Source organism: Brevibacillus migulae, assembly GCF_004521915.1.
In the GTDB taxonomy this organism is placed as follows: domain Bacteria; phylum Bacillota; class Bacilli; order Brevibacillales; family Brevibacillaceae; genus Brevibacillus_F; species Brevibacillus_F migulae.
Map to the genome: position 1 here is coordinate 13,214 of NZ_SDKD01000030.1, position 26,555 is coordinate 39,768.

30 protein-coding genes and 1 riboswitch are annotated in these 26,555 nt (G+C 49.4%); of the genes, 18 read left to right on the forward strand and 12 right to left on the reverse strand.

What is annotated here, in order from left to right; genetic code table 11:
- The first annotated feature begins 17 nt into the window (after nt 1–17).
- The 7 genes from fabL (at nt 18) to EIZ37_RS23150 (ending at nt 6,601) form a co-directional block, all read left to right on the forward strand.
- Nucleotides 18–779 carry an enoyl-[acyl-carrier-protein] reductase FabL gene (gene fabL, locus EIZ37_RS23125; RefSeq protein ID WP_134687128.1) on the forward strand — a complete coding sequence of 254 codons (762 nt, stop codon included), beginning with the start codon at nt 18–20 and terminating at the stop codon, nt 777–779.
- An 82-nt stretch (nt 780–861) separates the two neighbouring features.
- Entirely contained in the window at nt 862–1,281 is a 420-nt protein-coding gene (locus EIZ37_RS23130) for a GNAT family N-acetyltransferase (RefSeq protein WP_134687129.1), read from the forward strand.
- A gap of 105 nt (nt 1,282–1,386) precedes the next feature.
- Complete coding sequence (locus tag EIZ37_RS23135; RefSeq protein ID WP_134687130.1) at nt 1,387–1,923, forward strand: DUF402 domain-containing protein; 537 nt, start codon at nt 1,387–1,389, stop codon at nt 1,921–1,923.
- A gap of 122 nt (nt 1,924–2,045) precedes the next feature.
- The gene (locus EIZ37_RS23140; RefSeq protein ID WP_134687150.1) at nt 2,046–3,824 is read left to right on the forward strand and encodes an ABC transporter ATP-binding protein; all 1,779 of its coding nucleotides are present in this window, start codon (nt 2,046–2,048) and stop codon (nt 3,822–3,824) included.
- Between the two features lie 39 nt (nt 3,825–3,863).
- Entirely contained in the window at nt 3,864–5,075 is a 1,212-nt protein-coding gene (locus tag EIZ37_RS23145) for an MFS transporter (protein WP_134687131.1), read from the forward strand.
- A 55-nt stretch (nt 5,076–5,130) separates the two neighbouring features.
- Entirely contained in the window at nt 5,131–5,295 is a 165-nt protein-coding gene (locus tag EIZ37_RS26150; protein WP_167569096.1) for a hypothetical protein, read from the forward strand.
- 109 nt (nt 5,296–5,404) lie between these two features.
- Complete coding sequence (locus EIZ37_RS23150) at nt 5,405–6,601, forward strand: MFS transporter (protein WP_134687132.1); 1,197 nt, start codon at nt 5,405–5,407, stop codon at nt 6,599–6,601.
- Nucleotides 6,602–6,652: 51 nt separating this feature from the next.
- Here EIZ37_RS23150 and EIZ37_RS23155 read toward each other — a convergent pair whose 3' ends face one another.
- Entirely contained in the window at nt 6,653–7,504 is an 852-nt protein-coding gene (locus EIZ37_RS23155; protein WP_134687133.1) for an NAD(P)-dependent oxidoreductase, read from the reverse strand.
- Nucleotides 7,505–7,650: 146 nt separating this feature from the next.
- Here EIZ37_RS23155 and EIZ37_RS23160 point away from each other — a divergent pair, with 146 nt between their 5' ends.
- Nucleotides 7,651–8,661 (forward strand): sporulation protein, encoded by a 1,011-nt coding sequence (locus EIZ37_RS23160; protein ID WP_134687134.1) that lies wholly within the window; start codon nt 7,651–7,653, stop codon nt 8,659–8,661.
- A gap of 69 nt (nt 8,662–8,730) precedes the next feature.
- On the opposite strand, the gene EIZ37_RS23165 is transcribed toward EIZ37_RS23160, so the two are convergent.
- On the reverse strand, nt 8,731–9,417 hold the full coding sequence (locus EIZ37_RS23165; protein WP_134687135.1) for a zinc metallopeptidase: 687 nt from the start codon (nt 9,415–9,417) through the stop codon (nt 8,731–8,733).
- A 180-nt stretch (nt 9,418–9,597) separates the two neighbouring features.
- On the opposite strand from EIZ37_RS23165, the gene EIZ37_RS23170 reads away from it, so the two are divergent.
- The gene (locus tag EIZ37_RS23170; protein ID WP_205683880.1) at nt 9,598–10,050 is read left to right on the forward strand and encodes a GNAT family N-acetyltransferase; all 453 of its coding nucleotides are present in this window, start codon (nt 9,598–9,600) and stop codon (nt 10,048–10,050) included.
- A 60-nt stretch (nt 10,051–10,110) separates the two neighbouring features.
- Here the strand turns inward: EIZ37_RS23170 and EIZ37_RS26155 are convergent, their stop codons facing one another.
- Nucleotides 10,111–10,251: a hypothetical protein gene (locus EIZ37_RS26155; protein ID WP_167569097.1), complete on the reverse strand. Its 141-nt coding sequence runs from the start codon at nt 10,249–10,251 to the stop codon at nt 10,111–10,113.
- Between the two features lie 70 nt (nt 10,252–10,321).
- Nucleotides 10,322–11,608: a glutamate-1-semialdehyde 2,1-aminomutase gene (locus EIZ37_RS23175; RefSeq protein WP_134687136.1), complete on the reverse strand. Its 1,287-nt coding sequence runs from the start codon at nt 11,606–11,608 to the stop codon at nt 10,322–10,324.
- Nucleotides 11,609–11,767: 159 nt separating this feature from the next.
- Here EIZ37_RS23175 and EIZ37_RS23180 point away from each other — a divergent pair, with 159 nt between their 5' ends.
- The 4 genes from EIZ37_RS23180 (at nt 11,768) to EIZ37_RS23195 (ending at nt 15,551) form a co-directional block, all read left to right on the forward strand.
- On the forward strand, nt 11,768–12,778 hold the full coding sequence (locus EIZ37_RS23180) for an ABC transporter ATP-binding protein (RefSeq protein WP_134687137.1): 1,011 nt from the start codon (nt 11,768–11,770) through the stop codon (nt 12,776–12,778).
- A complete protein-coding gene (locus EIZ37_RS23185) occupies nt 12,771–13,565 on the forward strand; it encodes an ABC transporter permease (RefSeq protein WP_134687138.1) in 795 nt (264 codons plus the stop codon). The genes EIZ37_RS23180 and EIZ37_RS23185 overlap by 8 nt, the downstream gene beginning before the upstream one ends.
- 6 nt (nt 13,566–13,571) lie before the next feature.
- Nucleotides 13,572–14,360 (forward strand): ABC transporter permease, encoded by a 789-nt coding sequence (locus EIZ37_RS23190; protein WP_134687139.1) that lies wholly within the window; start codon nt 13,572–13,574, stop codon nt 14,358–14,360.
- A 67-nt stretch (nt 14,361–14,427) separates the two neighbouring features.
- Nucleotides 14,428–14,590: riboswitch (FMN riboswitch) on the forward strand.
- A 352-nt stretch (nt 14,591–14,942) separates the two neighbouring features.
- The gene (locus EIZ37_RS23195; RefSeq protein ID WP_134687140.1) at nt 14,943–15,551 is read left to right on the forward strand and encodes an ECF transporter S component; all 609 of its coding nucleotides are present in this window, start codon (nt 14,943–14,945) and stop codon (nt 15,549–15,551) included.
- A 68-nt stretch (nt 15,552–15,619) separates the two neighbouring features.
- On the opposite strand, the gene EIZ37_RS23200 is transcribed toward EIZ37_RS23195, so the two are convergent.
- A complete protein-coding gene (locus tag EIZ37_RS23200) occupies nt 15,620–16,258 on the reverse strand; it encodes an HAD family hydrolase (RefSeq protein ID WP_134687141.1) in 639 nt (212 codons plus the stop codon).
- A 90-nt stretch (nt 16,259–16,348) separates the two neighbouring features.
- Nucleotides 16,349–16,978 carry a winged helix-turn-helix domain-containing protein gene (locus EIZ37_RS23205; RefSeq protein WP_134687142.1) on the reverse strand — a complete coding sequence of 210 codons (630 nt, stop codon included), beginning with the start codon at nt 16,976–16,978 and terminating at the stop codon, nt 16,349–16,351.
- A 164-nt stretch (nt 16,979–17,142) separates the two neighbouring features.
- Between EIZ37_RS23205 and bcp the strand changes: the two genes are divergently transcribed.
- Genes bcp through EIZ37_RS23230 form a run of 5 tightly spaced genes read left to right on the forward strand, consistent with a single transcriptional unit; the run spans nt 17,143 to nt 20,872 of the window.
- Nucleotides 17,143–17,616, forward strand: a complete 474-nt coding sequence (gene bcp, locus EIZ37_RS23210) for a thioredoxin-dependent thiol peroxidase (protein WP_134687143.1) — start codon at nt 17,143–17,145, stop codon at nt 17,614–17,616.
- 21 nt (nt 17,617–17,637) lie between these two features.
- Nucleotides 17,638–18,684 (forward strand): M42 family metallopeptidase, encoded by a 1,047-nt coding sequence (locus tag EIZ37_RS23215; RefSeq protein ID WP_134687144.1) that lies wholly within the window; start codon nt 17,638–17,640, stop codon nt 18,682–18,684.
- Nucleotides 18,685–18,707: 23 nt separating this feature from the next.
- On the forward strand, nt 18,708–19,460 hold the full coding sequence (locus EIZ37_RS23220; RefSeq protein ID WP_134687152.1) for a class I SAM-dependent methyltransferase: 753 nt from the start codon (nt 18,708–18,710) through the stop codon (nt 19,458–19,460).
- Nucleotides 19,461–19,509: 49 nt separating this feature from the next.
- Nucleotides 19,510–20,064, forward strand: a complete 555-nt coding sequence (locus EIZ37_RS23225) for a cob(I)yrinic acid a,c-diamide adenosyltransferase (RefSeq protein ID WP_134687145.1) — start codon at nt 19,510–19,512, stop codon at nt 20,062–20,064.
- Complete coding sequence (locus EIZ37_RS23230; RefSeq protein ID WP_134687146.1) at nt 20,051–20,872, forward strand: GNAT family N-acetyltransferase; 822 nt, start codon at nt 20,051–20,053, stop codon at nt 20,870–20,872. Before EIZ37_RS23225 ends, EIZ37_RS23230 begins: the two co-directional genes overlap by 14 nt.
- A gap of 802 nt (nt 20,873–21,674) precedes the next feature.
- Here the strand turns inward: EIZ37_RS23230 and EIZ37_RS23235 are convergent.
- The 6 genes from EIZ37_RS23235 to EIZ37_RS23260 all read right to left on the reverse strand — a co-directional run.
- The gene (locus EIZ37_RS23235; protein WP_456236616.1) at nt 21,675–22,310 is read right to left on the reverse strand and encodes an NmrA family NAD(P)-binding protein; all 636 of its coding nucleotides are present in this window, start codon (nt 22,308–22,310) and stop codon (nt 21,675–21,677) included.
- Complete coding sequence (locus tag EIZ37_RS23240; RefSeq protein ID WP_407921166.1) at nt 22,307–22,699, reverse strand: MerR family transcriptional regulator; 393 nt, start codon at nt 22,697–22,699, stop codon at nt 22,307–22,309. Before EIZ37_RS23240 ends, EIZ37_RS23235 begins: the two co-directional genes overlap by 4 nt.
- Nucleotides 22,700–22,888: 189 nt before the next feature.
- The gene (locus tag EIZ37_RS23245) at nt 22,889–23,731 is read right to left on the reverse strand and encodes a tyrosine-type recombinase/integrase (protein WP_134687148.1); all 843 of its coding nucleotides are present in this window, start codon (nt 23,729–23,731) and stop codon (nt 22,889–22,891) included.
- Between the two features lie 104 nt (nt 23,732–23,835).
- Entirely contained in the window at nt 23,836–24,336 is a 501-nt protein-coding gene (locus EIZ37_RS23250; protein WP_328591377.1) for a hypothetical protein, read from the reverse strand.
- On the reverse strand, nt 24,305–25,264 hold the full coding sequence (locus tag EIZ37_RS23255; RefSeq protein WP_268898763.1) for a DUF3231 family protein: 960 nt from the start codon (nt 25,262–25,264) through the stop codon (nt 24,305–24,307). Before EIZ37_RS23255 ends, EIZ37_RS23250 begins: the two co-directional genes overlap by 32 nt.
- A 405-nt stretch (nt 25,265–25,669) precedes the next feature.
- Nucleotides 25,670–26,555: SDR family NAD(P)-dependent oxidoreductase (locus EIZ37_RS23260; protein WP_328591378.1), on the reverse strand; the 886-nt coding region annotated here is incomplete at its 5' end.

Sequence of the window (26,555 nt, forward strand, 5' to 3'; positions counted from 1 at the left end):
ACATAGGAGGCATAACCATGGCAACCCGAAATGGAAAAGTAGCGTTAGTAACCGGAGGAACCCGCGGAATCGGAAAAGCGATTGCGCATCAGCTGGCAGATCAGGGCTACGATCTGGTATTGAATTATCTGCGCAACCGGACGGCTGCAAAAGAAACGGCAGCTGAGCTGGAAGCAAAAGGCGTGCGCGTTCACCTGATGAAAGCCAATGTAGGCGATGTTAGCAAAATCAAGGAATTGTTTTCTCAGATTGAACAAGAATGCGGCAGACTGGATATACTGGTAAATAATGCTGCATCCGGCGTGCTGCGCCCGCTGATGGAGCTGGAAGAAAGCCATTGGGATTGGACAATGGAAATCAACAGCAAAGCATTGCTGTTCTGTGCACAGGAAGCGGCTAAGCTGATGATGAAAACAGGCGAAGGCGGAAAGATTGTCAGCCTCTCCAGCCTCGGCTCGATCCGCGTCTTGGAAAATTACACAGCGGTTGGCGTATCCAAAGCAGCGTTGGAAGCATTGACGCGCTATTTGGCCGTAGAGCTTGCTCCGCACAACATCGTGGTAAATGCTGTGTCCGGCGGCGCTGTCGACACGGATGCATTGCGCCATTTCCCGAATCGTGAGGAACTGCTGCAAAGCTCGGCGAACCGTACGCCTGCAGGACGTATCGTAGAACCGGAAGATTTGGCCAATGCCGTGATGTTTCTCTTGTCCGACAAGGCTTGGATGGTTCGCGGACAGACGTTGATCGTGGATGGCGGCATTTCCTTGCTGACCTAAAAAACTCCAGATGTGAACAAAGCAGACAAACTTGAACATCTAGTGTAAAATAGAGGGAGAAGGAAAGCTAAGGAGGCCAAGTATGCTGATTCGAACCTTTCGTCTCGGGGACTATGCCGCAATAATGCGTATTTGGCAAGAAACCGGGCTTGATAAGACAGAGACGGAGTCGCTGGATTCTCTGGCGGCGCAACTTTCCTGGGACAGTGAACTGGTGATGGTTGCCGAGCTATCGGGAGAAGTAGTGGGTGTAGTCGTAGGCACGATTGATGGAACGCGTGCTTATTTTTATCGACTGGCGGTACTTCCGGATAAGCAGGGGACGGGGATTGGACGCAAACTGGTGGAAGCTCTGGAAAATCGTTTTCGCCAGCGGGGAGTGAATCGCGTGCTGATCATGGTGAATCAGGATAACCCGGAAATCCTCCCGTTTTATCATTCACTTGGCTATGAGCTCCAAAAATATGTTACACTTTCCAAAAAACTCTCTTCTTACACATAGGATGTCAGCCATCCCAAAGCTGGTTGTTTGCGTTTAAATCGTTCACGTGGGGTATTGCTTGCCAGTTTCATCCCCGCTACAGAGAAGAGAAGAAAGGGGAGAGTCATGTCGCCAGCTCCAGGAACTTCGATCCGCATTGAAAGCTTTAAACACGACCATTCCTTGCATCGAATATGGGACAAAACCACGCTGATCCACTCGAGTGATGCGGTGGTCATCGGCGGAAATGACCGCGTAAAGGTAACAGAGTCTGACGGTCGGGAGTGGCGGACACGCGAGCCGGCAATCTGTACATTTGGACGGGGGCAATGGTTCAACACGATTGCTATGATTCGCGATGACGGGATTTATTATTACTGCAATATCGGATCGCCTTTTAGCTTGAAGGGAAACCTGCTTAGCTATATTGATTACGATCTGGATGTAAAAGTGTTCCCGGATATGACTTATAACATCCTGGATGAAGAGGAATTTCTCTTACATAGCCAAAAAATGAATTATCCGCCCGAGGTGGTAGCGCGGGTGCAAGGCGCACTCAAGGAAGTCTTAGAATGGGTGCATGCGCGACGCGGTCCTTTCCAAAATGGTTTCGTCCAAAGATGGTACGAGCGCTATCAGCTTGTACGTGTCGATGAAGAATAAAATCCCTTTCCCGGCAACGGGAGAGGGATTTCACTTTCACCAGCATTCGCTGTATATTCAGGTTATCGTTATAATGGTAGCAGCAGGAGGGAGGGATAGGTTTGGGAAGTGTGAAGCGTTACATGGCGTTTGTTAAGCCGTATACAAGACAAATTATCGTCACGATTTTTATCGGGATCCTCAAGTTCGCGATTCCCCTCGCCATTCCGTTAATCATTAAATACATCATTGATGAATTATTGCCGGGGCCTCTTCCCACTGAAGAAAAGGTCAGCCGGCTTTTTTGGCTGATGGGCGCCGCTTTTTTGATTTTTACTGTTGTGCGGGCGCCGGTTGAATATTGGCGCCAATACTTTGCCCAATGGGTATCGAGCCGCATCCTGTTTGATATCCGCAATCAGCTGTTTGCCCATCTGCAGCGACTGTCGATGCGCTACTACAACAATCACAAGGTGGGGGAGATCATCTCCCGTGTGATCAATGATGTGGAATCGACCAAAAGCTTCATCGAAACCGGCCTGATGAATATATGGCTGGATCTGATCACGATCCTGCTGACGATCGGGTTGATGACTTATATGGACATCCCGCTGACGATCGCCGCATTGCTGATCTTCCCGTTATACGGCTTCTCTGTAAAATTCTTTTACAAAAGGCTGCGCGAGCTGACGAAGGACAGGTCGGCGGCGCTTGCCCAGCTGCAGGGACATCTGCATGAACGGGTCAACGGCATGTCACTGATCCGCGGCTTTGCGCTGGAAAAGCATGAGGAACAAAAATTCGCCAAGCAGAACGATCATTTTCTGCAGCGAGCCTTGGCGCATACAAGCTGGAATGCCAAGACCTTTGCGGTGGTCAACACGATTACCGATATCGCGCCGCTGTTGGTGATCGGATATGCAGGCTATCAGGTGATTCAAGGGGAATTGTCGGTAGGCACGATGGTGGCGTTTTATGCGTATCTGGAACGCTTGTATACGCCGCTGCGCCGTCTCGTCAACTCCTCGACGACTTTGACGCAGTCCATCGCTTCGATGGATCGGATGTTTGAATTCATGGATGAGCAGTACGATATCGTCGACCGGCCGAATGCAGGGGCGATTCCTGTGCAGCCGGATACAGGCAAGATTCGCGGGGAGATCCGCTTTGAAAACGTATCGTTCAAGTATCGCGAGGACGGCACGGATGTGTTGCAGGGAATCGATTTGACGATCCAGCCTGGCGAAACGATCGCGCTTGTCGGGATGTCGGGGGGAGGAAAATCGTCTCTGATCAGCCTGATCCCCCGCTTTTGGGATGTCACAGGGGGACGCATCACGATCGATGGCGTCGACATTCGCGATGTGAAGCAGCAGGAGCTGCGCAGCCATATCGGGATCGTGCTGCAGGACAATATCCTGTTCAGCGAATCCGCACGTGCCAACATCATGATGGGCAATCCCCAGGCTACCGAAGAGGCGATGATTGCAGCGGCAAAAGCTGCCAATGCGCATGACTTCATTGCGGAGCTGCCGGAAGGGTACGATACCGAGCTGGGGGAACGCGGCGTGAAGCTTTCCGGGGGGCAAAAACAGCGGATCGCCATTGCCAGAGTCTTTCTGCGCGATCCGGCCATTTTGATTCTCGATGAGGCGACATCCGCGCTTGATTTGGAATCGGAGCACATGATCCAGGAGTCTTTGGCGCGTCTGTCCAAGGGCAGGACGACGATTATTGTCGCGCATCGACTTTCTACGATTACCCATGCTGACAAAATCGTCGTGATGAAAGAGGGCAAGATCGTCGAAGCGGGCAGACATGAAGAGCTGCTGGCGATACCGGATGGCGTCTATTACAACCTGTGGAATGTCCAGGATTTTGGCGGTTCACCCGCAATGTCTCTGGTGAACAGTGAAGCATGAGCAATGCGGGAGTCCAAGGCAGTGGGAGTGAATGACAGCATGGAGGCTTGGCAACGGAATTTATATGTACTGAGCGGATCCTTGTTCTTCGTCATGATGGCGATGAGCATGATCATGCCGTTTTTACCTTTGTATATCCAGCATGATTTCGGGATTACCGATCCTCATGAGGTGACGGCCTGGGCAGGAATCATTTTCGGGGCCAATTTTCTTACGGCGGGCCTGGCTTCACCGATCTGGGGCAATTTGGCGGATAAGTACGGGCGCAAAATCATGATTTTGCGCTCTGGTTTTTCCATGGCCGTGATCATCACGCTGACCGGTTTTGCCAGTTCGCTATGGATGCTTTTGGGACTGCGTCTTTTGAATGGGACGGTAGGTGGAATCATCCCGGCAAGTACGGCGTTGATCGCTTCCACCGCGCCAAAAGAGCGGGCGGGCTGGGCACAAGGGATGCTGCAATCCTTCACGACGGCAGGCTCGATTATGGGGCCGCTGGTAGGGGGGCTGCTGGCGGATCGCATCGGCTTTCGGATGATCTTCTTTGTGACGGGATCCCTTATTTTTTTGGCTACCCTCACCATCACGTTTTTGGTCAAAGAGAAGTTCATCCCGCCCGATGCCAAGGAGCGCACAAGCCTGGCAGAGGACGCGCGGATGATCTTTTCAACAAGACCGCTTCCGGCCATTTATTTCGTGACGGTCATGATTCAGTTTGCGTTGTTCAGCATTGTCCCCGTCCTGCCGATCTATGTGCAAAGCTTGCAGGGAACCGGGGAAAATGTCGCGTTTTATGCGGGGCTGGTCGCGGCAGCCATGGGGATGGCCAATGTAATCGCGTCCCCGCAGCTCGGAAAGCTTGGTGACCGCCATGGTTCGCAAAAAATACTGCTGATTTGCCTGGTGATCGCTTCGATCCTGTTCATCCCGCAAGCGTTTGTGAGCAACGTCTGGCAATTGGTCGGACTGCGCTTTCTGCTCGGTCTTTGCTTGGGCGGGCTGCTTCCTTCGGTGTATGCGCTGCTGCGCCGGTATACCCCCAGCGAGATGATCAGCCGGGTGTATGGATACAACAACACCTTTATCTGTATCGGAAGTATGCTGGGACCGATGCTTGGCGGCTTGATGGCGGGCTATGTGAGCATGAGCGGGGTTTTCCTGCTGACCAGTGCGCTGCTGTTTGTCAATGCGATTTGGGTCTACGTGAGCTTGGCAAAGCTTCGTACACCTAGTGAAGCAGAAATCCGCTGACAGAAACGCAACTTTCTGGAAACTCGGGCGTCTTATGTACGGGGGAGTGATAAACATGACCAATACGATTACCGCGTTGATGGGCGTATTCATTCTCTTGCTTGCGATCGTAGGGTCATCGCAACCCGCAAGTAAGGATGAACAGCAAGCCCAAAATGAAGTGACTGTGGTAGATACTCCGGCTGTGTCCGAACGACCGGAAATCGATAAAGAAGCGTAACCAGAATCGTTACCAAGAAAGAGGAGATACCTTTGTGAGTTAACCCCTTTATTTGCGATCAAACAATTTGCGTTTGTTGTTGATCTCCAATGAAAAGGGGTTATTTTGTATGCACAAAAACAATTTTCGTTTCCTGGCAGTTGGACAGTCACTGGCCAATCTGGGAGACGTTCTTTACATTGTCCCGTTGATCTCGTTATTGTATGGCCAGACAGCGTCGGTATTGATCACGAGTCTGGTGCCGCTGGTCAATGTCACGGCACGGGTCATCAGCGGGTTGGTTGCGCCGCTGGTATTGGAAAGGGTTCAACATGGATGGATTTTGCGGATCACGCAAATGGCCAAAACCGCCGTCCTGTTGCTGGGGGCGCTAAGTTTCGAGCAGCTGGCGCTATGGATCGTATTTGTGTTTGTCGCCTTGATCTCCTTTCTGGACGGATGGGCTGTCCCAGCGCGTCAATCCCTGATCCCGCGCATCGTAGCTGACGGAGAGCTTGTACGGGCAAACGGTCTGTTGGCGACAGCTGATCAGACCATGCAGTTCGTAGGCTGGTCAAGCGGCGGCGTGATGGTCACGATGATCGGCAGCATAAACGTCCTGTGGCTATCTGTCTCGCTGTATGCGGCGGCTTCCGCATTCATGCTGCTGCTCGGTGCTCATGACGGTGAGCAAGGAGAGAACAGGGAAAAGGAAAAGCCTGTTCGATCCGCAGGTGAAGTCATCAAAGAAGGCTGGGTTTATTTATGGCAGCATCATTCGCTGCGTGTTTTGACGGTAATGGATGTGTTCGAAGGCTTTGCGGGGGCTATCTGGATGTCGGCCATCCTGCTTGTCTACGTGAAAGAAGGGCTTGGTCAGGGTGACGAATGGTGGGGATATATCAATGCCAGCTATATGCTGGGGACGATCATCGGCGGGATTGTGGTGGTAGCTTTGGCTGGCTGGATGGAGAAAAGCCTGTATCGGCTGATGCTCCTGGGAATCATCGGGTGCTGCCTGCTGACGTTATCGTTTGGATTGTTTGCCTATCCGTTAGTCGCTTTGTCGATCTCGTTCCTGCTGGGGCCCTTTTATCAAGTGCAGTTTGTCGCCAAACAGACAGCCATCCAGCAGCTAACGGAGCCCGAGAAGCTGGGGAAAGTGTTCTCGGCAAAAGATACGATGGACACCATTGTATTCGGTTTATCCGTGCTGCTGATAGGGGCGTTGGCCGAGTGGTGCGGGGTTTTCGCAGTCTATTATGCGGGGGCAGGCCTGTTCGCGGGATCAGCCGTCCTGCTGCGGTATCTGAAAAGCAGATCGTAGTTTTGATAAAAAGCCTCCGTCGGTGGAAAACGCCGCGGAGGCTTTTGACAGTTACTTTCCGTTCAGCAGCCGCATGATCGCCATCACGTCTTCGTCTCCGTGGCCGGCTTGCAGTGCCGCCTGGTAACTGGCGTACACGGATTCGGCAAGGGGAGAGAGGGCGCCGGATTCATGGGCTAGCCGCAGATCCTTGGCCATATGCTTGAGTGGGAATGCAGCCGGATACTCACCTGCTAAAATCGAAGGGGTTTTCCCGCGGGAGATCGCTGAGCCGACAGCCGCTTCGTTGATGATCGTAAGCATCTCTTTCGGATCAATCCCCTGGTTTTGCGCATATTGGACGGTTTCCGCAATGCCCTGCACGGTGATGCCGAGCAGCAGGTTGATCGCCAGCTTTGCTTTGCTGCCGGAGCCATGGTCGCCTAGATGAAGCGACATTTTGCCAAGAACATCGAACAAGGGCTTGACCCTTTCGTACACGCTTTTTTCTCCACCCACCATGATGATGAGCGTACCCTCCCGCGCTGGCTGCACACTGCCCGATACAGGGGCATCCAAAAAGGAAAGCTGGTGTTTGGCCGATTGTTCCGCCAAAAAGCGGGATGTTTCCGGGGAGACCGTGCTCATATCGATGACGATTTTACCCTCGGCTTCAGGCGTAAGGAGCTGGTATTGCCCGGTATAAATGTCTTTTACAGCCTGATCGTCGCTCACCATCGTGATCACGACATCCGAATGCTTCCACAGGTCAGCCGGCTTTTCGACGATGCCCGCCCCCATGTCCAGCAGCTCCTGCGCTTTTTGTGGATTGCGATTCCATACCGTCAGCTGGTAGCCGGCTTTTAGCAGGTTGGCAGCCATCGGAATCCCCATATGTCCCAATCCGATCCATCCAATTTTCATGTTGCCCAGTCTCCTTTTCCATCATTTACATGGCAAGTATAGCAAAAAAGAAGCGGTTCCGCTTTTTACGCCAATTTTTGCATCCTTTCCGCGCTTTCTACGTATACAATAAAAGTTAACCAAGTCTGTGAAGAAGAGGGATGGACATGCTAAAAAAATTAATGGCCAAATTTGGTGTAGGAGCAGCGACGGTTGATCTTCGTTTGGACAAGGAAGCCTATCGTCTCGGCGAAACGGCAACCGGGACGATCCGTATTGAAGGCGGGAATGTCGAGCAGCGTATCACCGAACTCTCCGTCATGTTCGCACTCAGAGCGTATATCAAAGGGCAAGAGATCACGAGAAATGTCGCTGTCATACCGGTGCTCAGCCATTTCGTGGTGCAACCTAAACCGCATGTACAGGAGATTCCGTTTCATTTCGAGCTTCCCCATGACCTGGCGATCTCCACACCGCATGTGCAGTATTTCCTGCAGACCCGTTTGGACGTGGAGCAGGCGCTGGATCCGACTGATATCGATCGAATCACGGTGCTGCCGCCAGTTCATATCGAGCAGGTGATCCGGGCATTGGAGCTGGCCGATTTCCGGCAAAAAGCGGATTCAGGCAAATTGAAGCCGCTCGGACAAGAGTTCGCCTTCTATCCGGGGAGAAGACTCTCCGCACCGGTTAATGAACTGGAAGTCATCTTTTTTGACACACCGGATGCGTTGCGTTTGCTGATCGAGCTGGACATCGCCCAAGCCGGCTTTTACCGGAAGGAAAAAGAGCAGCGCGCAGAGATCGCGGTGCCTCGCGAGCTGCTTGAAGCGGACAAAGTGGAAGAGCTGTCCCGTTACCTGCTTGAGCAAATCGAATATATCCTGAACAACCCACATGCGGTATCCTATTTTTCGACGTCCCCGTATCTGCATCGCGGACAACACCACCACGGTCACCACGGCATGGGCGGCATGATGGGTGGCATGATCGGCGGTATGGCTGCGGGTCTGATCGGCGGCATGCTGCTGAATGAAATGATGGACGATGCAGGGGATCTTCTAGGAGCTGGCGATATCTTCGGAGGAGACGAAGGAGATGGTGGCGACGGCGGGGATGACGGCGGATTCTTCGGTGGCGGAGATTTTGGAGACTTCGGCGGCGGAGACGATTTCTAAGCCAGGGGTAAAGAAAAAGGTACGGCTCTTCACAAAGAGACCGTACCTTCTTTGATACAGGCTTTCAAATTAATCGTCGTCACTGGAGTTGAAGATCATGACGTATTTCACAAGCTCGAGGATCGAGATCAAGGCTGCTGCTACATAAGTCAGGGCTGCGGCATTCAATACTTTCGCGACTCCGGCTTCCTCTGTGTTGCGGATGAAGCCCATTTGCACCATCAGGGCACGTGCGCGGTTGCTCGCGTTAAATTCAACCGGCAGCGTGATCAATTGAAAAGCGACAGCGGCACTGAAAAGAATGATGCCCAGCAGGATCAGGTTGCCCCAATGCAGCAGGAAGCCTGCGATCAATACCAGGGGAGCAAAGCCGGCACTGAAGTTCACCACTGGGAAAATGTAGTGGCGGGCTACCAGCATCGGATAAGACACTTTGTGCTGAATCGCGTGTCCAACCTCATGGCAGGCCACAGAGATGGCCGAGATCGAGTTGCTGAAATAGACATTGTCCGACAGGCGAACGGTGCGGGAAATTGGATCATAGTGGTCAGTCAGGTGACCGCGTATGTGTTCCACCGGAATATGGGAAAGACCGTTGGCATCGAGCATCCGGCGGGCTGCTTCCGCTCCGGTCATGCCGGAGGAGGCCGCCACATCCGCGTACCGGTTAAAGGTTCCTTTGACGCGGAATTGCGCCCAGAGCGACAAGCCAAAGGCAATAAGAATCAAAAAGTCCATGGGATGGAATAAAAGCATCAATGATTCACTCCTTTATTATGATTCAATCCTATGAAGTTCTCTCTTGATTTTATCCTGTCCTGCTCCTATGTTTACGATTAGAGAAACAATAGGTTTCATGAAAATTGTACAATGCGAAAAACGGGATGGCAATCAAGCGGCTTTTTTTAGTGAGAGTTTGAAAGGAGGCGGAGGATTGTGGTCATCATTCGTCAGGCAAAACCGGAGGAAGCTGGTTGTTTAACGGAGATCGCCCTCGCATCAAAGGCACATTGGGGCTACGATCAAGCGTTCATGGACGCGTGTCGTGCGGATTTGACGGTAACGGAGGAGCAAATTCGCAAAAAGCTTTACTTTGTGGCAGAAGTGGAAGGCTGCATAGCGGGGTTCTACAGTCTCGCCGTCGATGGAGAAGAAGCAGAGCTGAGCAATTTGTTCATTTCTCCTGCCAGCATCGGCAAGGGAATCGGAAAAGCGCTCTGGACACATATGATCCAAACCGCACAGCGGCATAAGCTGGTCCGGGTAACGATCCACAGTGATCCGTACGCAGAAGGGTTTTATCGAAAAATGGGGGCGCTACGGTGCGGCGAGGTCGCCTCAACCGTAATTCCAGGGAGGCTGCTTCCTTTGCTGGAGATCAGGCCATAGGAGAAAGAAACGCGTACAAGCATCGTGACGATAAGCTTGTACGCGTATTTCTTTCCTGTATCAGCGATCGTGACGCTGTGTCTTATGATGCTCGGTCTTGCGCGGGTCCTGAAAGCCGACAACTTCCATCATCTTGGAGCTTTCCTTTGGATCCAGCGTTTTCTCCGGTTTTTGCGGAAACGATTGATCGCCTTTTGACATGAAAAGGACCTCCTCGCGGGATGTAGGATTCAAGAGTTAGTATATCCCGCTGGAGGAGTGTGCATTTCTGTTACAGTTTGGCAAAAGAACGGTCTACTGCGGCGATCGTATCCCGAATATCCTGTTCTGTATGGGCGGTGGTGATGAACCATGCCTCATATTTGGAAGGAGCCAGGCAAATGCCTTCATCGAGCATCAAACGGAAAAATTTCGCAAACACTTCGGAATTTGCACGCTGAGCGGTATCATAATCAAATACAGGCTCATCCGTAAAATAGACGGCGAGGGCCCCTTTTACCCGATTGACCTGGATGCTGACATTATGCTTCGCAGCGGCTTCTTCAATGCCGGCCTGCAAGATCCCGCCCAGGCGCTCAAATTCATCATAGACCCCAGGCTGCTTCAATACTTCCAGGCACGCAATCCCGGATTGAATCGAAGCAGGATTCCCCGCCATTGTCCCGGCTTGGTAGGCTGGCCCCAGAGGTGCGACCTGTTCCATGATGGCTTGTTTTCCGCCATAGGCACCGATCGGCAAGCCACCGCCGATGATTTTTCCGAGCGCTGTCAGATCCGGTTCCACGCCGAGCAGGTTTTGCGCACCGCCATAGCAGAAGCGGAAAGCGGTAATGACTTCATCGTAGATCACCAACGCACCGGCTTCATGTGTCAGGCGGTTGACTTCTTCCAAAAATCCGGGCTTCGGTTCGACAATCCCGAAGTTCCCCACGATGGGCTCTACGAGTACAGCTGCTGTCTCCGAACCCCAATGATGAAGGGCTTCGGCATAAGCATCTATATCATTAAAAGGTACGGTAATGACTTCACTGGCGATGCTTTGCGGAATTCCCGCGCTGTCAGGAATCCCCAGCGTGGAAGGACCAGAACCTGCAGCGACCAACACCAGATCGGAGTGACCGTGATAGCAGCCGGCAAACTTGATAATCTTGGTTCTTCCGGTATAAGCGCGGGCTACGCGAATGCAAGTCATGACGGCCTCGGTACCCGAGTTGTTGAAACGGATGCGTTCCATGGAAGGAATGGCTTCACGGATCATTTGCGCAAATTTGATTTCCCATGGCGTTGGCGTGCCGTACAGCGTGCCGTTTTCCGCTGCCCGTGTGATGGCTGCCGTAATATGCGGATGGGCATGTCCGGTGATAATCGGACCGTATGCCGCCAGATAATCGATGTAGCGGTTCCCGTCGACATCCCAGAAATAAGCCCCTTGCGCTTTTTCCATGGTGACGGGAGCGCCGCCGCCTACCGCTTTAAACGAACGGGAAGGACTGTTCACCCCACCCAAGATTACGTCGCATGCTTCCTCGTGCATGCGCGCTGATTGTTCACGATTCATCTATTCTCCCTCGTTTCTTCCCAAAATCCTTTACCATCTTAACACAGATCAAAAGCGGAAAACTGTAACTTCAGCACATTATGTTTTGCAGATTTTTGACTGCTCGGATAAACTAAACAATGGATATGGAGACGATCCGGAAAAGGAAGGAATCCAAATATGATTGAAATTAAAGGGTTAGAAAAAGAATTTCGCATCCATCAGGCGAGACCCGGCCTTGCAGGAGCGTTCCGCGACCTGTTTAATCGGGAGTACAAAACAGTGAAGGCAGTCGACGACATCTCGTTTCAGGTAGAAGCTGGCGAGATTTTTGCATTGATCGGTGAAAATGGAGCCGGCAAATCCACTACGATCAAGATGATGACGGGTATTCTGACCCCAAGCGGCGGGGAGATGAAAATCAATGGATTCGTCCCCTACAAGCAGCGGGAAGAGTACGTCAAGTCGATTGGGGTCGTTTTTGGCCAGCGTTCTCAGCTATGGTGGGACTTGTCCCCGCTCGAGTCGTTTCGCCTGCTGAAAAGCGTCTACAAGGTGGAGGGGAAAGAAGGGGACGCTTGGCTAGATCGGTTGGTCGAGGAGCTGGAGATCAATTCGTTTGTCAGCCAACCGGTGCGCAAGCTGAGCCTCGGCCAGCGGATGCGCTGTGAGGTTGCCGCTTCTTTGATCCATCGCCCCCAGCTGTTGTTTTTGGATGAACCTACAGTCGGACTGGACGTGTTGGTGAAGCAAAAGATCCGCGAGTTTTTGCGCAATCTGAACGAGACCGAAAAAATGACCGTCTTGCTGACGACCCATGACGTTTCCGACATCGAGGCCTTGTGCAAGCGAGTGCTGGTCATGGACAAAGGCAAGCTGATCTTTGACGGGCTGCTGGCTGACCTCCGTGAAAAGTGGGGGAATGGCACAGAGGTGGTTTTCCAATTCAAGGCGAAAACCACTGTGGAGCAGGTGAGGGCAGTACTCGGCGATATGCCCTGTGAGCTGTCGCGGGAGAATGAGTACTCGATTCGCATCAAAATCCAGCGGAGCCAGGAAATGCTTCCGTATGTCCTGTCCACGGTGATGAGCTCGTTTGACGTGAGCGACGTCAAAATGGTGGAGACGAACACCGAGGATATCGTCCGCAATATTTATTCCACCAAAGACGAGGTCGTGGCTCATGGGTAAATTGTATCTCGAGCTGATCCGCATCCGCTTTTTGACCATGCTGGCGTATCGCGTCAACTATTACAGCGGCATCATTATTTACAACATCAACATTGGCGCGTATTACTTTTTGTGGGGGGCCATCTACGGCGGGCAGAAGAATCTGGCCGGCATGACGGTGGAGCAGATGACCGCTTATGTGGCGATCGCGTGGATGTCCCGTGCGTTTTACTTCAATAACATCGATCAGGAAATCGCCCAGGAAGTGCGGGATGGCAAGGTGGCCATCGAGATGATCCGACCGTACAATTATTTAACGGTGAAGGCAGCGCAAGCGCTGGGGGAAGGGATCTTCCGCTTTCTCGTTTTCGCCCTGCCCGGCATGATTCTGGTCAGCTTCTTTCTGCCATTCAGCTTTCCCAGCACATGGGGGGCATGGGGCAATTATTTGACCAGCTTGCTGCTTGCTTTTGTGATCAATACCGAGATTAACCTGCTGACGGGAGTGCTCACCTTTTTCCTCTTCCGCAATGAGGGGATCATGTTCGCCAAACGCGTCGTGGTCGATCTGTTATCCGGTCTGATTTTGCCGATCAGCTTTTTCCCCATCTGGGCCCAAGCGATTATGAACTATCTGCCGTTTCAGGCGATCAACTACTATCCGAGCATGATCTTTGCCGGAGCGGTAGGCCCTGAAAAAGCGGGAGAAGTGATCCTTCTGCAAATCATATGGGTCGTCATTTTGCTCTTGCCGATCTCGCTGCTCTGGCGTCTGGCGCGCAGGAAAATGATCGTACAGGGAGGATAGGGCGCGATGAAAGATATTTTTCGGTTGTTTACGGAGTATTTGGGTCAGTATTTTAAATCAAGGCTGGCTTATCGAGCGAATTTTCTCAGTGAACTTGTATCCAATCTGGTCTTTGAAGTGATTAACCTGGTCTTCATCTTGGTCGTCTTTCAGCATGTATCCACCATGAAGGATTGGACGCGTGACGAGATCATTTTCATCTATGGCTTTTTCCTGGTGCCTTATGCGGTGTTTTCGATGTTCTTCAGCTTTTGGGACTTCAACGAGAAGTACATCATCCGCGGAGAAATGGACCGGATTCTTACCCGGCCGATCAATAACCTGGCCCAGGTATGTCTGGAATCGATCGCACCGGATAGGATCTTTGGCGTGATTACCGGGCTGATCATCATGGGCTATGCAGCCTTTCAGCTGAAGCTGACCTTCGCCTGGTACGATGTGCTGCTGTTCATCCTGCTCGTGATTAGCAGCAGCCTCATCTATGCTGGGGTCTATACAGGCATAGCTGCAGTCAGCTTTTTCTCAGATTCCCGTACGGGTATCGCTCCGATGATCTGGAATATCCAAAACTACGGACGCTATCCGGTCGATGTCTACAACAAGGTCATCCGCATCTTGCTGACATGGATCTTGCCGTTTGCGTTCGTCGGTGTGTATCCGGCAGCCTATTTCCTGCGAAAAGAAGTGTATTACGGGTATGCCATGCTTACTCCCGTGATGGGAATCGTGTTTTTTTGCATCGGGCTGTTAGTCTGGAAGCTTGGCGTGCGCAAATACAGCGGTGCTGGCTCTTGACGGGCAAAGTGTCGCCTCCTATTGTCAAAGGAACGGGTACGACAGTATAATAAGCACGTAAAACTTCACATTCCTTCGGGGCAGGGTGAAATTCCCGACCGGCGGTGAGCGCATACATGCGTCAAGCCCGCGAGCCCCTCGTCCGCTTCGATCGCTTCATGAAGCGGCAGGGTGCAGGATCTGGTGTGATTCCAGAGCCGACAGTACAGTCTGGATGGGAGAAGGATGACGACAGTACGTTTTGATACGTGCTTGTTTGCTTGCGGCCAGCTCGGGAGCTTGCTTTCCCCTACGCATTGGCAGCAGGTATTCTTTGTCGCACGCAATTCCCCCCGAAGACTTCGCGTCTTCGGGTTTTTTACTGTATCAGAGAGTATAAACTTCACGACGAATCAACCTGATACAGCATGAAAAACTTTCGCTGAAGAAGGACTCGACAACCTCTTCGAGAGGGCTACTATGGAAGTTTTTCTTATTGGGGAAGCGAGAGGCCATGCTGCTTGCAAGCTGTGAGAATGAACGTATCGGAAACACTGTTGCCATTCCTCAAAAGGTGAAGAAAAATATGAGGAGATGGTACAGATGAAACAAACAGAATTGGTTGTACAACAACCCGCTTTACAGACGAGACGCTTGGTGACGGTGCCGCTATTGTCGGCGGTCGCGTTTATCCTGATGTACATGGAGTTCCCGGTGCCGCTCATTCCAGCTTTCCTGAAGCTTGATTTGAGCACGCTGCCAGCGTTGATCGGCGGGCTCATGTTTGGCCCGGCTGTAGGCATTATGATTGAGATGATCAAAAACGTGCTGCACCTGCTGTTGAAAAACACCGACGGGATGTTGGTGGGGGAAATCGCCAACTTTGTCGCAGGCTCCTGCTTTGTCTATGGCGCAGTGCTGATGCAAAAGGTTCGTCAAGGAAAAGCGGGGCTGCTCATGGGTCTTGCTTTGGGCACGATCATCATGACGGTGGTGATGGCCGTGGCGAACGTCTATGTTCTCTTCCCGGCATATGCGGTGGTGTACCAGATGTCTGTAGAAGCGCTGCTGAATTCCTTCGGGCTCGACAGCCTGTGGTCGCTCGTGATTTATGCGATTACGCCGTTCAACATCATCAAGGGCGTGGTGGTCTCCCTGATTGCCTATCCAATTTATGTGAAGCTGGCTCCGCGGATTGGACTGCGGAGATGACCGTATAGAGAAAGTGTTTCGTTATCATACACAAAAAGAACCGCGCCAACCATTGGCGCGGTTTTCATTTAGCCAAGAACAATCTTTATCAGCTGCTCAGGATCGGTAACAAAGTAATCAGGCTCTGGCTGAAAACCGCCCATTTTTTGCGAGACGGGAAACCAGTTGACGCCGACTGCCTTTACGCCTGCCGCGCGAGCCGCCCGGATATCCGCATCGCTGTCTCCGACAAACCAGGCTTCTTCAGCAGTTCCCCCCAATGCTGTGAGTGCCTTTTCAATGCCTTCCGGATCAGGCTTTGGCTTTTCCACATCATCCCCTGTGATCACAACAGAAAAATACGGCTGCAGCTGCAGCAGCTCGATGGAAATAGCCGCACTTCGTTTCCCTTTGCCTGTGACAATTCCCATCTGGATGCCTGCTTGCTCAAACGCATGGACCATCTGCATGATTTTCGGCGGATTTTGCACACGGCGCTGTTCTTCCGTGTAGATCCGATAAAAATACTCAATGGCCGCTTCATGATCGTGTGCAGGAATCTCTGCCCGGATCATTTCGATTTCCGTCGGGCCAAACAAGCTGACGATGCTCTCATCGGAGTACTCCTTCTGCAAAAAGGCAGAGAAGGTGGAGCGAAAAGCGGTAAAGCAAAACGGCAGCGTGTCGGCGATGGTCCCATCAAAATCGAACAGCACGGTTTTCTTCATTCCAAAGCCCTCCTTTTTTCCAAAAAGAAAAACCATCTTCGCTGTACGCAGGTACAAAAGATGGTTTCACATAGATGCTTGAATGGGTGGTTACGCTTCTTCGGTGCCGTTATCGATATCCTCAAAATCCTCATCGCCTTCCACCGGATCCGGCGGAACCATCGGGAACAGGATGTTGAAGTGTTTGAATTTGCGGCGACCGTCTGTATTCTTGTTTTCTTTGTACTTGCGAATGATCGCGTTCACTTCTTCCACCATTTCATTGCGCTCATCCGTCGTGAGATACAGCTCGCTGACGTTATAAGCAAAAGTGTCATGGTATTCCTTGCGCACATCGATATCGCTGGATACAAAACGGTTCAAGGTCCGGACCAGATCCTGTTCCGTGGTGCGCAGTGGAGAAAACAGGATATCGCTGATTTGCTGGGCGTTTTCTTCAATCATGACACGCAGCTTCACTTGAATGACCTTTGCAATCGGCTGATAATATTTTTCCACGATCGAGCCCTTCACGCGGGTATCGACCTGTTCAAGCAATCCGACACGTACCAATTCTTTCACATGATAATGCAGGCGAGCCGCATTTTCGCCAAGCTCGGTAGCGATTTGCTTAGCCGTTCTCGGTTCCAAATCTTCAAACAATTCGAGGATTTTGACACGTTCCGGAATGGCGAGGGATTTCAGCGCTTCCGGATCCGTTACGTTAAAAAACTCTTTCATCTCTTTCACCATCCAGCTCGCAGCTTTGTGTCCTAGGACGTAACAACATACATTGGCATTTTTCAATTTTATATCTTTCTGAAATAAAGAGCAACATCTAGCTGAGAATAAGCGGAGCGGTGTGGTAAAATAAGACAGAGTATGCAGACAAGGTGGGATGCTTGATGACAGAAACGGCAACAGGGCAAAAAGCGCCCGATTTTACATTGCAAGCAAGCGGCAATCAAACGATCTCCTTGAAAGATCTCCGCGGGAAAAATGTCGTGCTGTATTTTTATCCAAAGGACATGACACCTGGCTGCACGACAGAAGCGTGCGATTTCCGCGATTACCATGGAGATTTTGCCAAGCTGAATACGGTGGTGCTGGGAATCAGTCCCGATGATGTAAAGTCACACGACAAATTCACGGCAAAGCATGAGCTGCCGTTTCCGTTGTTGGCCGATCCGGAGCATCAAGTAGCGGAGGCATACGGTGTCTGGGTGCTGAAAAAAATGTACGGCAGGGAGTACATGGGCGTTCAGCGAGCAACGTTTCTGATTGATGCCGAGGGAAATATCGCCCATGTCTGGCCAAAAGTAAAAGTCGCTGGACATGTGCAGGAAGTGCTCGAAACGATCAAAGAAAAGCTGGCCTAAGCCAGAAAGAGGGGAAAAAACATGAAGCTGCCGATTGATTATATGGTGGAAACCTTTGTGGCATTAGCCAATATTCCAAGTCCGACTGGCAATACATACCGTGTAATGGAATGGATCAAAGAAGAGCTGACACGATTGGAGATCAGCTATACCGTGACAAATAAAGGAGCCGTGCTGGCCACCCTTCCAGGAAAAAATGACGAGCGTCACCGCCTGCTTACCGCCCATGTAGATACGCTGGGAGCAATGGTGAAGGAGATTAAAAGCAACGGTCGGTTGAAAATAACGCTGATCGGCGGGTTTCGCTTCAATGCCATCGAAGGGGAGTACTGCCAGATCGAAACCAGTAATGGCCGCATTATCACAGGCACCATTTTGTCGACCAAAGCTTCGGTGCACGTATATGCGGACGCCGGCAAGATGGAGCGCACAGAAGAGGTCATGGAAGTGCGCCTCGATGAAAAAGTGAAAACCAAGGAAGAGGTGCTCGCCCTGGGCATTCAGGTGGGAGATTTTGTTTCGTTTGACCCGCGTGCAACCGTGACGGACAGCGGATTTATCAAATCGCGCCATCTGGATGATAAAGCGAGTGTGGCCATTGTGCTGGGGGTCCTGAAAAAGATCAAGGAAGCGGGGGAAACGCTGCCGTACACCACCCATTTCTTGATCAGCAATAACGAAGAAATCGGCTATGGAGGAAATTCTAATATCCCGGATAAAACGGTCGAGTATTTGGCGGTCGATATGGGGGCAATCGGACAGGGGCAGACAACGGATGAATACTGCGTATCGATTTGCGCCAAGGACTCCTCGGGGCCTTACCATTACGGCATGCGCAAGCACCTGGTACAGCTGGCTGAGGAAAATGGACTGTACTATCAAGTGGACATCTATCCGTTTTATGGTTCGGATGCAAGCGCAGCGCTGCGGTCAGGCTATGACATCATCCACGGCTTGATCGGACCAGGGGTGGACGCTTCCCATTCTCATGAACGAAGCCACCGGGAAGCTTTTGAGAACACAGCAGGCTTGGTGGATGCATACCTGCGCTCGGGTGCGGTTGAATAGGAGGAAAATCGGTGAGCAACAACATGTATCAATGGGCGGATTACTACGACCTGACCAATCGAGGCGTACCGGGTGATGTCGACTTTTATGTCGACTTGGCGAAGCAGGCTGGGGGAGAGATCCTCGAATTGGCCTGCGGAACGGGAAGAATTACGATTCCGGTGGCCGAAGCGGGCTTGCGCGTCACAGGGCTCGACATGTCCGTAGATATGCTCCGCCGCGCCGAGCAAAAGGCTGCAGAAAAGGGTGTTCTGGATCACATCGACTTTATCCAAGGGGACATGCGCCAATTTGAGCTGGAGAAGCAATTTTCCCTGATCATGATTCCGTTTCGCTCTTTTTTGCATCTGCTGCATATCCAGGAGCAGATGAAGGCATTGACGGCCATCCGCAAGCATCTCGCACCTGGAGGGAAATTTGCTTTAAATGTATTTGTGCCCAAAATTAACCATCTGTACGAAGAAAGCGAAAAGATGTCGCTGCGGGGGATGTACCCGTTGGAAAACGGCGAGCAGGTGGCGATGTGGGATTTTACCCGTTATGATCATTTCCAGCAGCTCTCGGAAGTGACCCGCACCTATGAACGATTGAGCGCGGATGGCATCGTCACGGAAAAAGCGGTAGGAAGGTTTACCCTTCGTTATATTTTTCCAACTGAACTTCACCATTTGCTGCGGTTAAACGGCTTTAAGGTCGTCCAACGTTATGGCTCGTTTGCAAAGTCAGGTTTTGATCAGAATAGCACGGAATTAATCATTGTGGCAGAAAAGCTGTAATCGAGATCGTCGATTTCCGGGGAAATAATGCCGGGGGAGGGGGAAAACGATGAAAATTTACACGAAAACTGGCGATAAAGGTGAAACCTCACTGGTGTACGGAAAGCGCGTGTCGAAGGATTCGCCGCGCGTGGAAGCTTATGGAGACTGCGATGAAGCCAATTCAGTCATTGGATCGGCGTTGTCCTTGCTGCCCCAAGGTGAGGATTGGTCTGAGCTGAAAGCAGTGTTTCACATCATTCAAACCAAGTTGTTTCATATCGGTGCGGAGCTGGCTACTCCTGAAGGGAAAAAAGTAGGCTGGCCAATCGTAGAGGACGATGTACTTTATTTGGAGCAGCAAATCGACAAGCTCGATGCCGAGTTGCCTGCCTTGACGAATTTCGTGCTGCCAGGAGGACATCCGGCTGCGGCATCCTTTCATATTGCCCGTACCGTCGTGCGCCGTGCAGAACGTTCTACCGTCCGGATCATGGAAACGGAGCAAGTGAACGCGATTGCCTTGAAATACTTGAACCGCTTGTCCGATTATCTGTTTGTCGTCGCACGCTATGTGAACAAAGTGACAGGATATAAGGAGTCTAACCTGCATGAGCAGCCATAAAGATTTGGCAGAGATCTTTCGCCTGGCTGCAGAAACAGACCTGACTTATATCGAATCATTTGCCAAAAGGGGAAATTATCCATGGGGTGTACTCTTTTGGAATGCGGACAACCCGACGTACTATGACGCCAATCATGCGCATATTTTTGATCCGGTCTGCGAAGCGGAGCAGACGGGAGTAATCGAAGAGGTGCGTGCTTTTTACCAAGCGAAAAACATCATTCCCCGGTTTTACTTGTATGGGCGCGAACAGCACCAATCATTGATCGAACAGCTGAAAGCGAAAGGATTTTGCCTCGAGGAGCTGGAAAATCCGATTCAGGTATGGTCCGGAGCATTTGCGCAAGTTGATCAGAACCCGGCCATTTCCATAGAAGAAGTGACGGATGCCAACTATAGTGAAGCGCTAAAGGTTGAATGCAGCATTCAGGAGCTCGGGGGGCAGGAAGTGCGGGAACAAGCATTTGCGCAGGAGTATCGGCATCCCGGTTTTCAACATTATCTGCTCCGGTTGAACGGTGTTCCTGTCTCGGTGGCTTGCACGTTTACACATGGCAGTGATGTGCGAGTGGAAAGCGTGGCGACCCTCCGGGAGTACCGCGGGCAAGGTCTGATCGGGCATTTGCTGCTCCACATTCAGCAGGTGTTTGCACAGTCAGCGGGAACCGCGCTTTGGGTGCATCCGATCAATCATCTGGTGGAAAAAGTTTACAAACGATACGGGTTTAAGACTGTTGGAGAGATCATCCTTGTGCATGCGTATGCAGGTGGAAAAGGGATAAAGGAAATTCGCGAGGAACAATTGTAGTCAAACATTCCATTGGCATGAAAATTCTATTAGACTGCCCACATTAAATAAAACAGCGGCTACCTAAGAGTAGAAAATAAAGTCTTAGACTCACCGCTGTTTTATTATGCTATCGATCCCATTAGTTCAATTAAATAAGATGTAAAATGCTTGGCATTACTTAACCACTCACTTCAATTGAGTTTATCAAATACTGTAGTAGAACAAACCTGCACCGCTTAGAACTAGAAGTAAAAAGGACGATGTAAGAACATTCTTCATACCATCACTCCTAAAGAGGGTGAAATAATTAATTCATGGGTTTCTTATTGGGTTTCCTTTATACGTATTTAGAGATGCAGGTTAGATCCATTTTATTACATTAAGCTGCCTGTTGCGTAACAAAAAAGGAGCAGCTGCGGTTCGCAATTCTGCTCCATGATATGTTGAACTATTTGAACCCTTAGCGTAACAATTCGAGGTTCGCTCCCTTGCGCGGACGAACCCCTGACCTGATCGCTACCAGAGATGCACTCAGACACGTTTTTCTATCTCACTACCTCAAAATAATAGATTCAAGAAATATCGGAATCTATAAAAAGTCCTGCATTCTCCTTAACCCACTCTGCGAAAGTATACGGCTTGTGTCCTGTTACTTCCTCAACTGTCGGCAAAACCGTATAAGCAGATTTAGGCGGATTAAGGTGCCAACTAATCACGTAATCAATTGCATCCTCTTGAACACCCATTCTTCTCATCTGTTCACGTTCTTCTTCTTCGGAGCTCTCAATAAATTGAATTTCACGTCCGATAACCTCACTAATTATCCGGNGGAGCTCTCAATAAATTGAATTTCACGTCCGATAACCTCACTAATTATCCGGACTTTATCTTGAACCGACAAACTCTCAGGACCCGTTAGTGTATATATTTTACCTGCATGACCTTCCTCAGTTAGTGCAACCGCTGCGACTCTTCCAATATCCGCTTCATGAACAGAAGCAATTCGTGATCCTCCAAACAGATCTCGAACAACCCCCTCAGAGCGTATTGAGTTCGCCCATTTTCTTGTATTTGCCATAAATTCAAAGGCTTGAAGTTGAGTCCACTCCAGACCACTTGCCTCAACTGCCCTCTCAAAAGGTCCTTTCTCCCCGTTCCATAAAACGGTAACCCTGCGTACCCCAGCCTTCTCAGCAAGTTCAACGATTTCTGGACCCGTTTGTAACGGGGTATATTCAGCGCCTGTTGTAATTAAATGCATGCCGCTTACGCCAACCAACGCAGAAACTAGCGTACTTGGATCACTTAGATCTCCCGCGACAACCTCTACATCATTAGGAAGATTGGCTTGCAGCAGATTACGTGTCAATGCACGTACCTTTTGCCCCTTTTGAATAAGTTGGTCCACGACGTGTCGCCCTACTGTTCCCGTTGCCCCTGTAACTAGTATAGTCACTCGTTTTCCTCCTCCCGTTTTTGTACCATCTGATTGATTTTTTCGGCCAATTTGAACTTCGCTTCGGTTAATGCAGCTATTTGTTGGTTGATCTCATGCATTTTCGCCTGATACATAAGCAGTAATTCCTCACAATAGACGTCCTTATCTTTATGCTCCTGATGCTCAGGATATTTGCAGAAGATGATGTCTCGAATTTGGTCCGTTGTCAGCCCTAAACCTAGATAAAGTTGAATTGCGTTTATGGAATCGATCACCTTTTCGTCATATTCCCTGTAATTATTTTCTTGACGAGATGCTTTGATCAATCCTTTCTCCTCATAATAGCGAATCGACCGGGCGCTAACGCCGGTTATTTTTCTTACCTTTCCTATCTTCAAAACGATCACCTCACAGATTTGGAGCACTAAATTTATTATAAAGTTTCACATTAGTGTAAAGGTCAAGAAAGAAGGTTACATAAAAAACAGCCACCTCATGGGATGGCCCTTAGTCTAGTCATAACAGACTGGATGGTGTTCCGCTCGAAATATTTGCTGCGTTAAACTGCCCTTTAGTTCAGCGGGAGCTTCTTGCTCCTAAAAGTAACGCCTATATAATTCCCGTCGACGTTCCCCACGTAACTGAGCGTAGATCTGTGTTGTTGATGCCTTCTCGTGACCTAGCATTCCTTGAATAAAATCTAACGGGGCACCGTTATCAAGTAAGTGGCAAGCATACGTATGACGAAAGCGATGGGGATAAACGTTTACTGCAACCTCTCCACGGGCTGCAAGCTTCTTAACAGCATAACGTATTGTAGGTATGGCCATTCTGCGAACAGGAAAAGACTCCGTCACAAAAAGGGCTTTGCAAGAATCCTCTCGACTCTCGAGGTATCTCTTTAACCAGACCTTACATTCGGTTGTAAAATACACTTCTCGTTGCTTTGAGCCTTTACCATGTACAATCGCGGAGCAGCTCTCCCAGTTGATATCTTCAACATCTAACCTGTGCACTTCACCTATACGACAGCCAGTACAATATAAAAACTCCAAAAGTGCGCGCTCGCGTGGGGAATCACAGGTTATCTTAAGATTAATCACATCTTCTTCAATTAAATACTTCGGGATCCGCTTTTCAAGTTTTGGTTCTCTTAGCTTAGCCGTAGGATTTTTTACAATATATCCTTCTTCAAATGCAAACCGAAACAGGGACCGTATGAACCGTATACGATGTCCTAAACTGCTTGGCTTTAACCGTCCCGACTGCTTCGCTAAATATTCTTTGAGTAAGTCCAATGTCACTTCTCCTATGTTTAGGTTGCCAATATCGCGAGTCAGCACCTTAGACTGAAGGGAATACGCATCTAAAGTGTGCGGACTATAACCCAGAATGCGTTTATCGGCCTCATACAAAGTCCAGAGATCAGTCATTTTCATAAAACAAAACCCCTCCCAAGGCTAATTACTATTAGCTTCACTATTTTTGGAGGGGATTAATCTATATTTCGAACTATATTGTTGAACTAGTGATTCCCGATAGTTTAATAATTAGCAGACACTCTTATCAGTAACGCCCTAATTAGAATACCAGTTAAAATACCAGTAACTGAAAAAAGCATCGGTAACCAGACGGGCCCAAATAAAACACCTACTACCTTCATTGTTGCAGAGTAAGTAACCCCAACAGTGGCTAAGAATGCAGCTAGAAGGAAAGGGATCATAGTGAATGGTGTTCTACCGCCTCCCGCATCTCTATAGGCGTCCCAAATACCAAACATATACAGGCAAGGATAAAACATTAGCCATTGAAAATCAGTTTGTTTAATAGCTTGATCAATGTCTCCTTGAAAACTGTATATAATGGCAAGGTTCAAATTTGATCCCATGTTAACGATTAACTCAAGGAGGATAAGTACGGACCCTTTAAGGTATTGTCGATTTAAGAAATGACCAAAGCCTGGTAAAGCAACACTCCATAGCAATTTCTCGATTTTATCGGATTGTGCCATTTTATCTGGGCGATTTCTGAGCAATCTTATCACGATCGTCAGCTGTTGGTGGCTTTTCCATCCAACAATATTTAATCATGATATCGATTCCATCCTTCGCATAATCCATTAACTCCTCAATGAGTCTAACGTATTGAACTGATAAATCTTTTCTCATACATACCGCGAGAGAAGCGCCGTAAAAACCCACAGCAGCTGAAGTAAGAACATTGGTATGAAATAAAAGAAAGCGATCAGAGAAAGGGGATTCGGTCGAATTGGTTACAGTAGAATCCCATGAAATTGGTGTGTTTAAATTATCCTCACGAAATAAGGAGTCGAACACTTCTGTGTGCTTCGTAGATATTTTCGTTCCTCTGACCATGTAATCGCGTACATCGCTCGTATTTGCTACTTGGCTAAATCCTAGAACTAACGCCTTTCCTAAATTCATTTTATTCATATTAAAAGTGATGTTTGCTATTTCAATTGCATTCAGAGGTCTTCGTTCTCCCAACCACCCCGTTATAAAATTTTCACGAAGAACGAACTCTACCATTTCATCCGGATTAATATAGGGAGGTCTTGTGTAAAGTCCTTTTGATTGCATGACACCCAATACCTTTTCATGTAATTTCATTGTTTGAATTGTACATTCTTGATAATATTTCCGGATATCTGGTCGTGAAGAAGTCGATAAGGAGACTGCATACCCTGTTAGTCCATGAAGAGACATAATATACATATAGTTTAGTAAGAACTCATCCGAATAGAGACGAGGTGCTTCTAAATTGACATCTTCATTAGAAAAGCCATGCGGAATCGGAAACCCCTCACTTGTAAAAAATTCTTTAATCTTCTCGACGTGGGTTTCAGACAATTCTAATGCATATTTATAGATGGAACGTGTATCTTGGTCATCAATTTTTGAAAGGGCGTACTCAGAAAAACAAATGGCTAACGTATCGTTTTGATAGTGCAGCTATTTCAGGAGCCGTAAGCTTCGTTTTATGTATTGTCGCTGTTTCCATCTCCACCCACCCTTTACGGAGAAATAATTTATTTACTATATACAATCTCCATCTCTTCAAATTTCTATTTAACATACTCAGTATTTGCGGATAGATGGATATTCTAATGCCTTATTGCAAAGATTATAGGTGTCAGCAGAAAATAGAGTATTAGACTGGATGTCTTTATTCAACGCGGCTTTTCGAATTGTCATACCGCCTGACTCCATAATATAAGTTTTAGACTGACCTTAGAAATTGAAACAGCGACCAGCCAAGGACGAGAAAATAAAGTCCTAGACTGTCGCCATTTCATTGAACTAGCGTATCCCGAGGGAGCTTAATAATACAGGATTATCAGCATCGATAAATCGTAATTATGCATCCTCATGCGCAAGAGAAGTTGATAACTCACGGTAAGCGTTGATCTGCTGTTGGAGTTCTGCTACCTTCTGCTCAGCACCAGCTATCGCATCTGCTCCAGCTATCCAACGTACCGGAGGCTCCTTTTCGTTTGCAATAATGAGCAGCGCCTTAGCAAGTTTGGCTGGGTCTCCAGGCTGTTTGCCGTTTACTGACTCAAACATAGTACGGCTTTTATTGGAGCGCTCGGTATAATCGTCGATTGTCAACTCAGGCCAGTATGTTGACCCCGGCTCCAACAATTCGGTACGGAAGAACCCAGGTTCAACTATGGTTGTTTTGATACCAAACGGAGCGACTTCATGGTGCAGAGACTCCATCCATCCCTCAAGACCGAACTTCGAAGCGCAATAAGCAGAAACATATTCTTGTCCTACAAGACCCGCGATTGATGAAATGGAAATTATGTGGCCGGAACGATTTTTACGCATCATAGATAATACAGCACGGGTGACGTTCATCGGACCAATGAGATTGGTGGCAATTTGACGCTCGATATTTTCTGGAGTCAGCTCCTCAAAATATCCTGCATAGAAGTTGCCAGCGTTGTTGACCAGTACATCAATGCTGCCAAATCGATCAACTGCTACCTTGACAGCTGCTTCTGCATCGGAAGGGTTAGTGATGTCCAGTCTGACAACCAGCAGGTTTTCGTTCTCGCCCAGAACTTTGGATACCTTGTCAATATTACGCCCGGTAGCAACTACACGATGTCCAGCCGCAAGAGCAGCCTTTGCAATGTCAATCCCCATACCGCGACCGGCACCAGTGATAAACCAAACTTTATTGTTAGCCAAAATGTCAACGCCGGAATTAATTTGACCCACTAGCGCCGGGATA

Coding starts and splice junctions, on each gene's coding strand:
- fabL (WP_134687128.1), top strand. CDS start 18: ATGGCAACCCGAAATGGAAAAGTAGCGTTAGTAACCGGAGGAACCCGC.
- EIZ37_RS23130 (WP_134687129.1), top strand. CDS start 862: ATGCTGATTCGAACCTTTCGTCTCGGGGACTATGCCGCAATAATGCGT.
- EIZ37_RS23135 (WP_134687130.1), top strand. CDS start 1,387: ATGTCGCCAGCTCCAGGAACTTCGATCCGCATTGAAAGCTTTAAACAC.
- EIZ37_RS23140 (WP_134687150.1), top strand. CDS start 2,046: ATGGCGTTTGTTAAGCCGTATACAAGACAAATTATCGTCACGATTTTT.
- EIZ37_RS23145 (WP_134687131.1), top strand. CDS start 3,864: ATGGAGGCTTGGCAACGGAATTTATATGTACTGAGCGGATCCTTGTTC.
- EIZ37_RS26150 (WP_167569096.1), top strand. CDS start 5,131: ATGACCAATACGATTACCGCGTTGATGGGCGTATTCATTCTCTTGCTT.
- EIZ37_RS23150 (WP_134687132.1), top strand. CDS start 5,405: ATGCACAAAAACAATTTTCGTTTCCTGGCAGTTGGACAGTCACTGGCC.
- EIZ37_RS23155 (WP_134687133.1), bottom strand. CDS start 7,504: ATGAAAATTGGATGGATCGGATTGGGACATATGGGGATTCCGATGGCT.
- EIZ37_RS23160 (WP_134687134.1), top strand. CDS start 7,651: ATGCTAAAAAAATTAATGGCCAAATTTGGTGTAGGAGCAGCGACGGTT.
- EIZ37_RS23165 (WP_134687135.1), bottom strand. CDS start 9,417: ATGCTTTTATTCCATCCCATGGACTTTTTGATTCTTATTGCCTTTGGC.
- EIZ37_RS26155 (WP_167569097.1), bottom strand. CDS start 10,251: ATGTCAAAAGGCGATCAATCGTTTCCGCAAAAACCGGAGAAAACGCTG.
- EIZ37_RS23175 (WP_134687136.1), bottom strand. CDS start 11,608: ATGAATCGTGAACAATCAGCGCGCATGCACGAGGAAGCATGCGACGTA.
- EIZ37_RS23180 (WP_134687137.1), top strand. CDS start 11,768: ATGATTGAAATTAAAGGGTTAGAAAAAGAATTTCGCATCCATCAGGCG.
- EIZ37_RS23185 (WP_134687138.1), top strand. CDS start 12,771: ATGGGTAAATTGTATCTCGAGCTGATCCGCATCCGCTTTTTGACCATG.
- EIZ37_RS23190 (WP_134687139.1), top strand. CDS start 13,572: ATGAAAGATATTTTTCGGTTGTTTACGGAGTATTTGGGTCAGTATTTT.
- EIZ37_RS23195 (WP_134687140.1), top strand. CDS start 14,943: ATGAAACAAACAGAATTGGTTGTACAACAACCCGCTTTACAGACGAGA.
- EIZ37_RS23200 (WP_134687141.1), bottom strand. CDS start 16,258: ATGAAGAAAACCGTGCTGTTCGATTTTGATGGGACCATCGCCGACACG.
- EIZ37_RS23205 (WP_134687142.1), bottom strand. CDS start 16,978: ATGAAAGAGTTTTTTAACGTAACGGATCCGGAAGCGCTGAAATCCCTC.
- bcp (WP_134687143.1), top strand. CDS start 17,143: ATGACAGAAACGGCAACAGGGCAAAAAGCGCCCGATTTTACATTGCAA.
- EIZ37_RS23215 (WP_134687144.1), top strand. CDS start 17,638: ATGAAGCTGCCGATTGATTATATGGTGGAAACCTTTGTGGCATTAGCC.
- EIZ37_RS23220 (WP_134687152.1), top strand. CDS start 18,708: ATGTATCAATGGGCGGATTACTACGACCTGACCAATCGAGGCGTACCG.
- EIZ37_RS23225 (WP_134687145.1), top strand. CDS start 19,510: ATGAAAATTTACACGAAAACTGGCGATAAAGGTGAAACCTCACTGGTG.
- EIZ37_RS23230 (WP_134687146.1), top strand. CDS start 20,051: ATGAGCAGCCATAAAGATTTGGCAGAGATCTTTCGCCTGGCTGCAGAA.
- EIZ37_RS23245 (WP_134687148.1), bottom strand. CDS start 23,731: ATGAAAATGACTGATCTCTGGACTTTGTATGAGGCCGATAAACGCATT.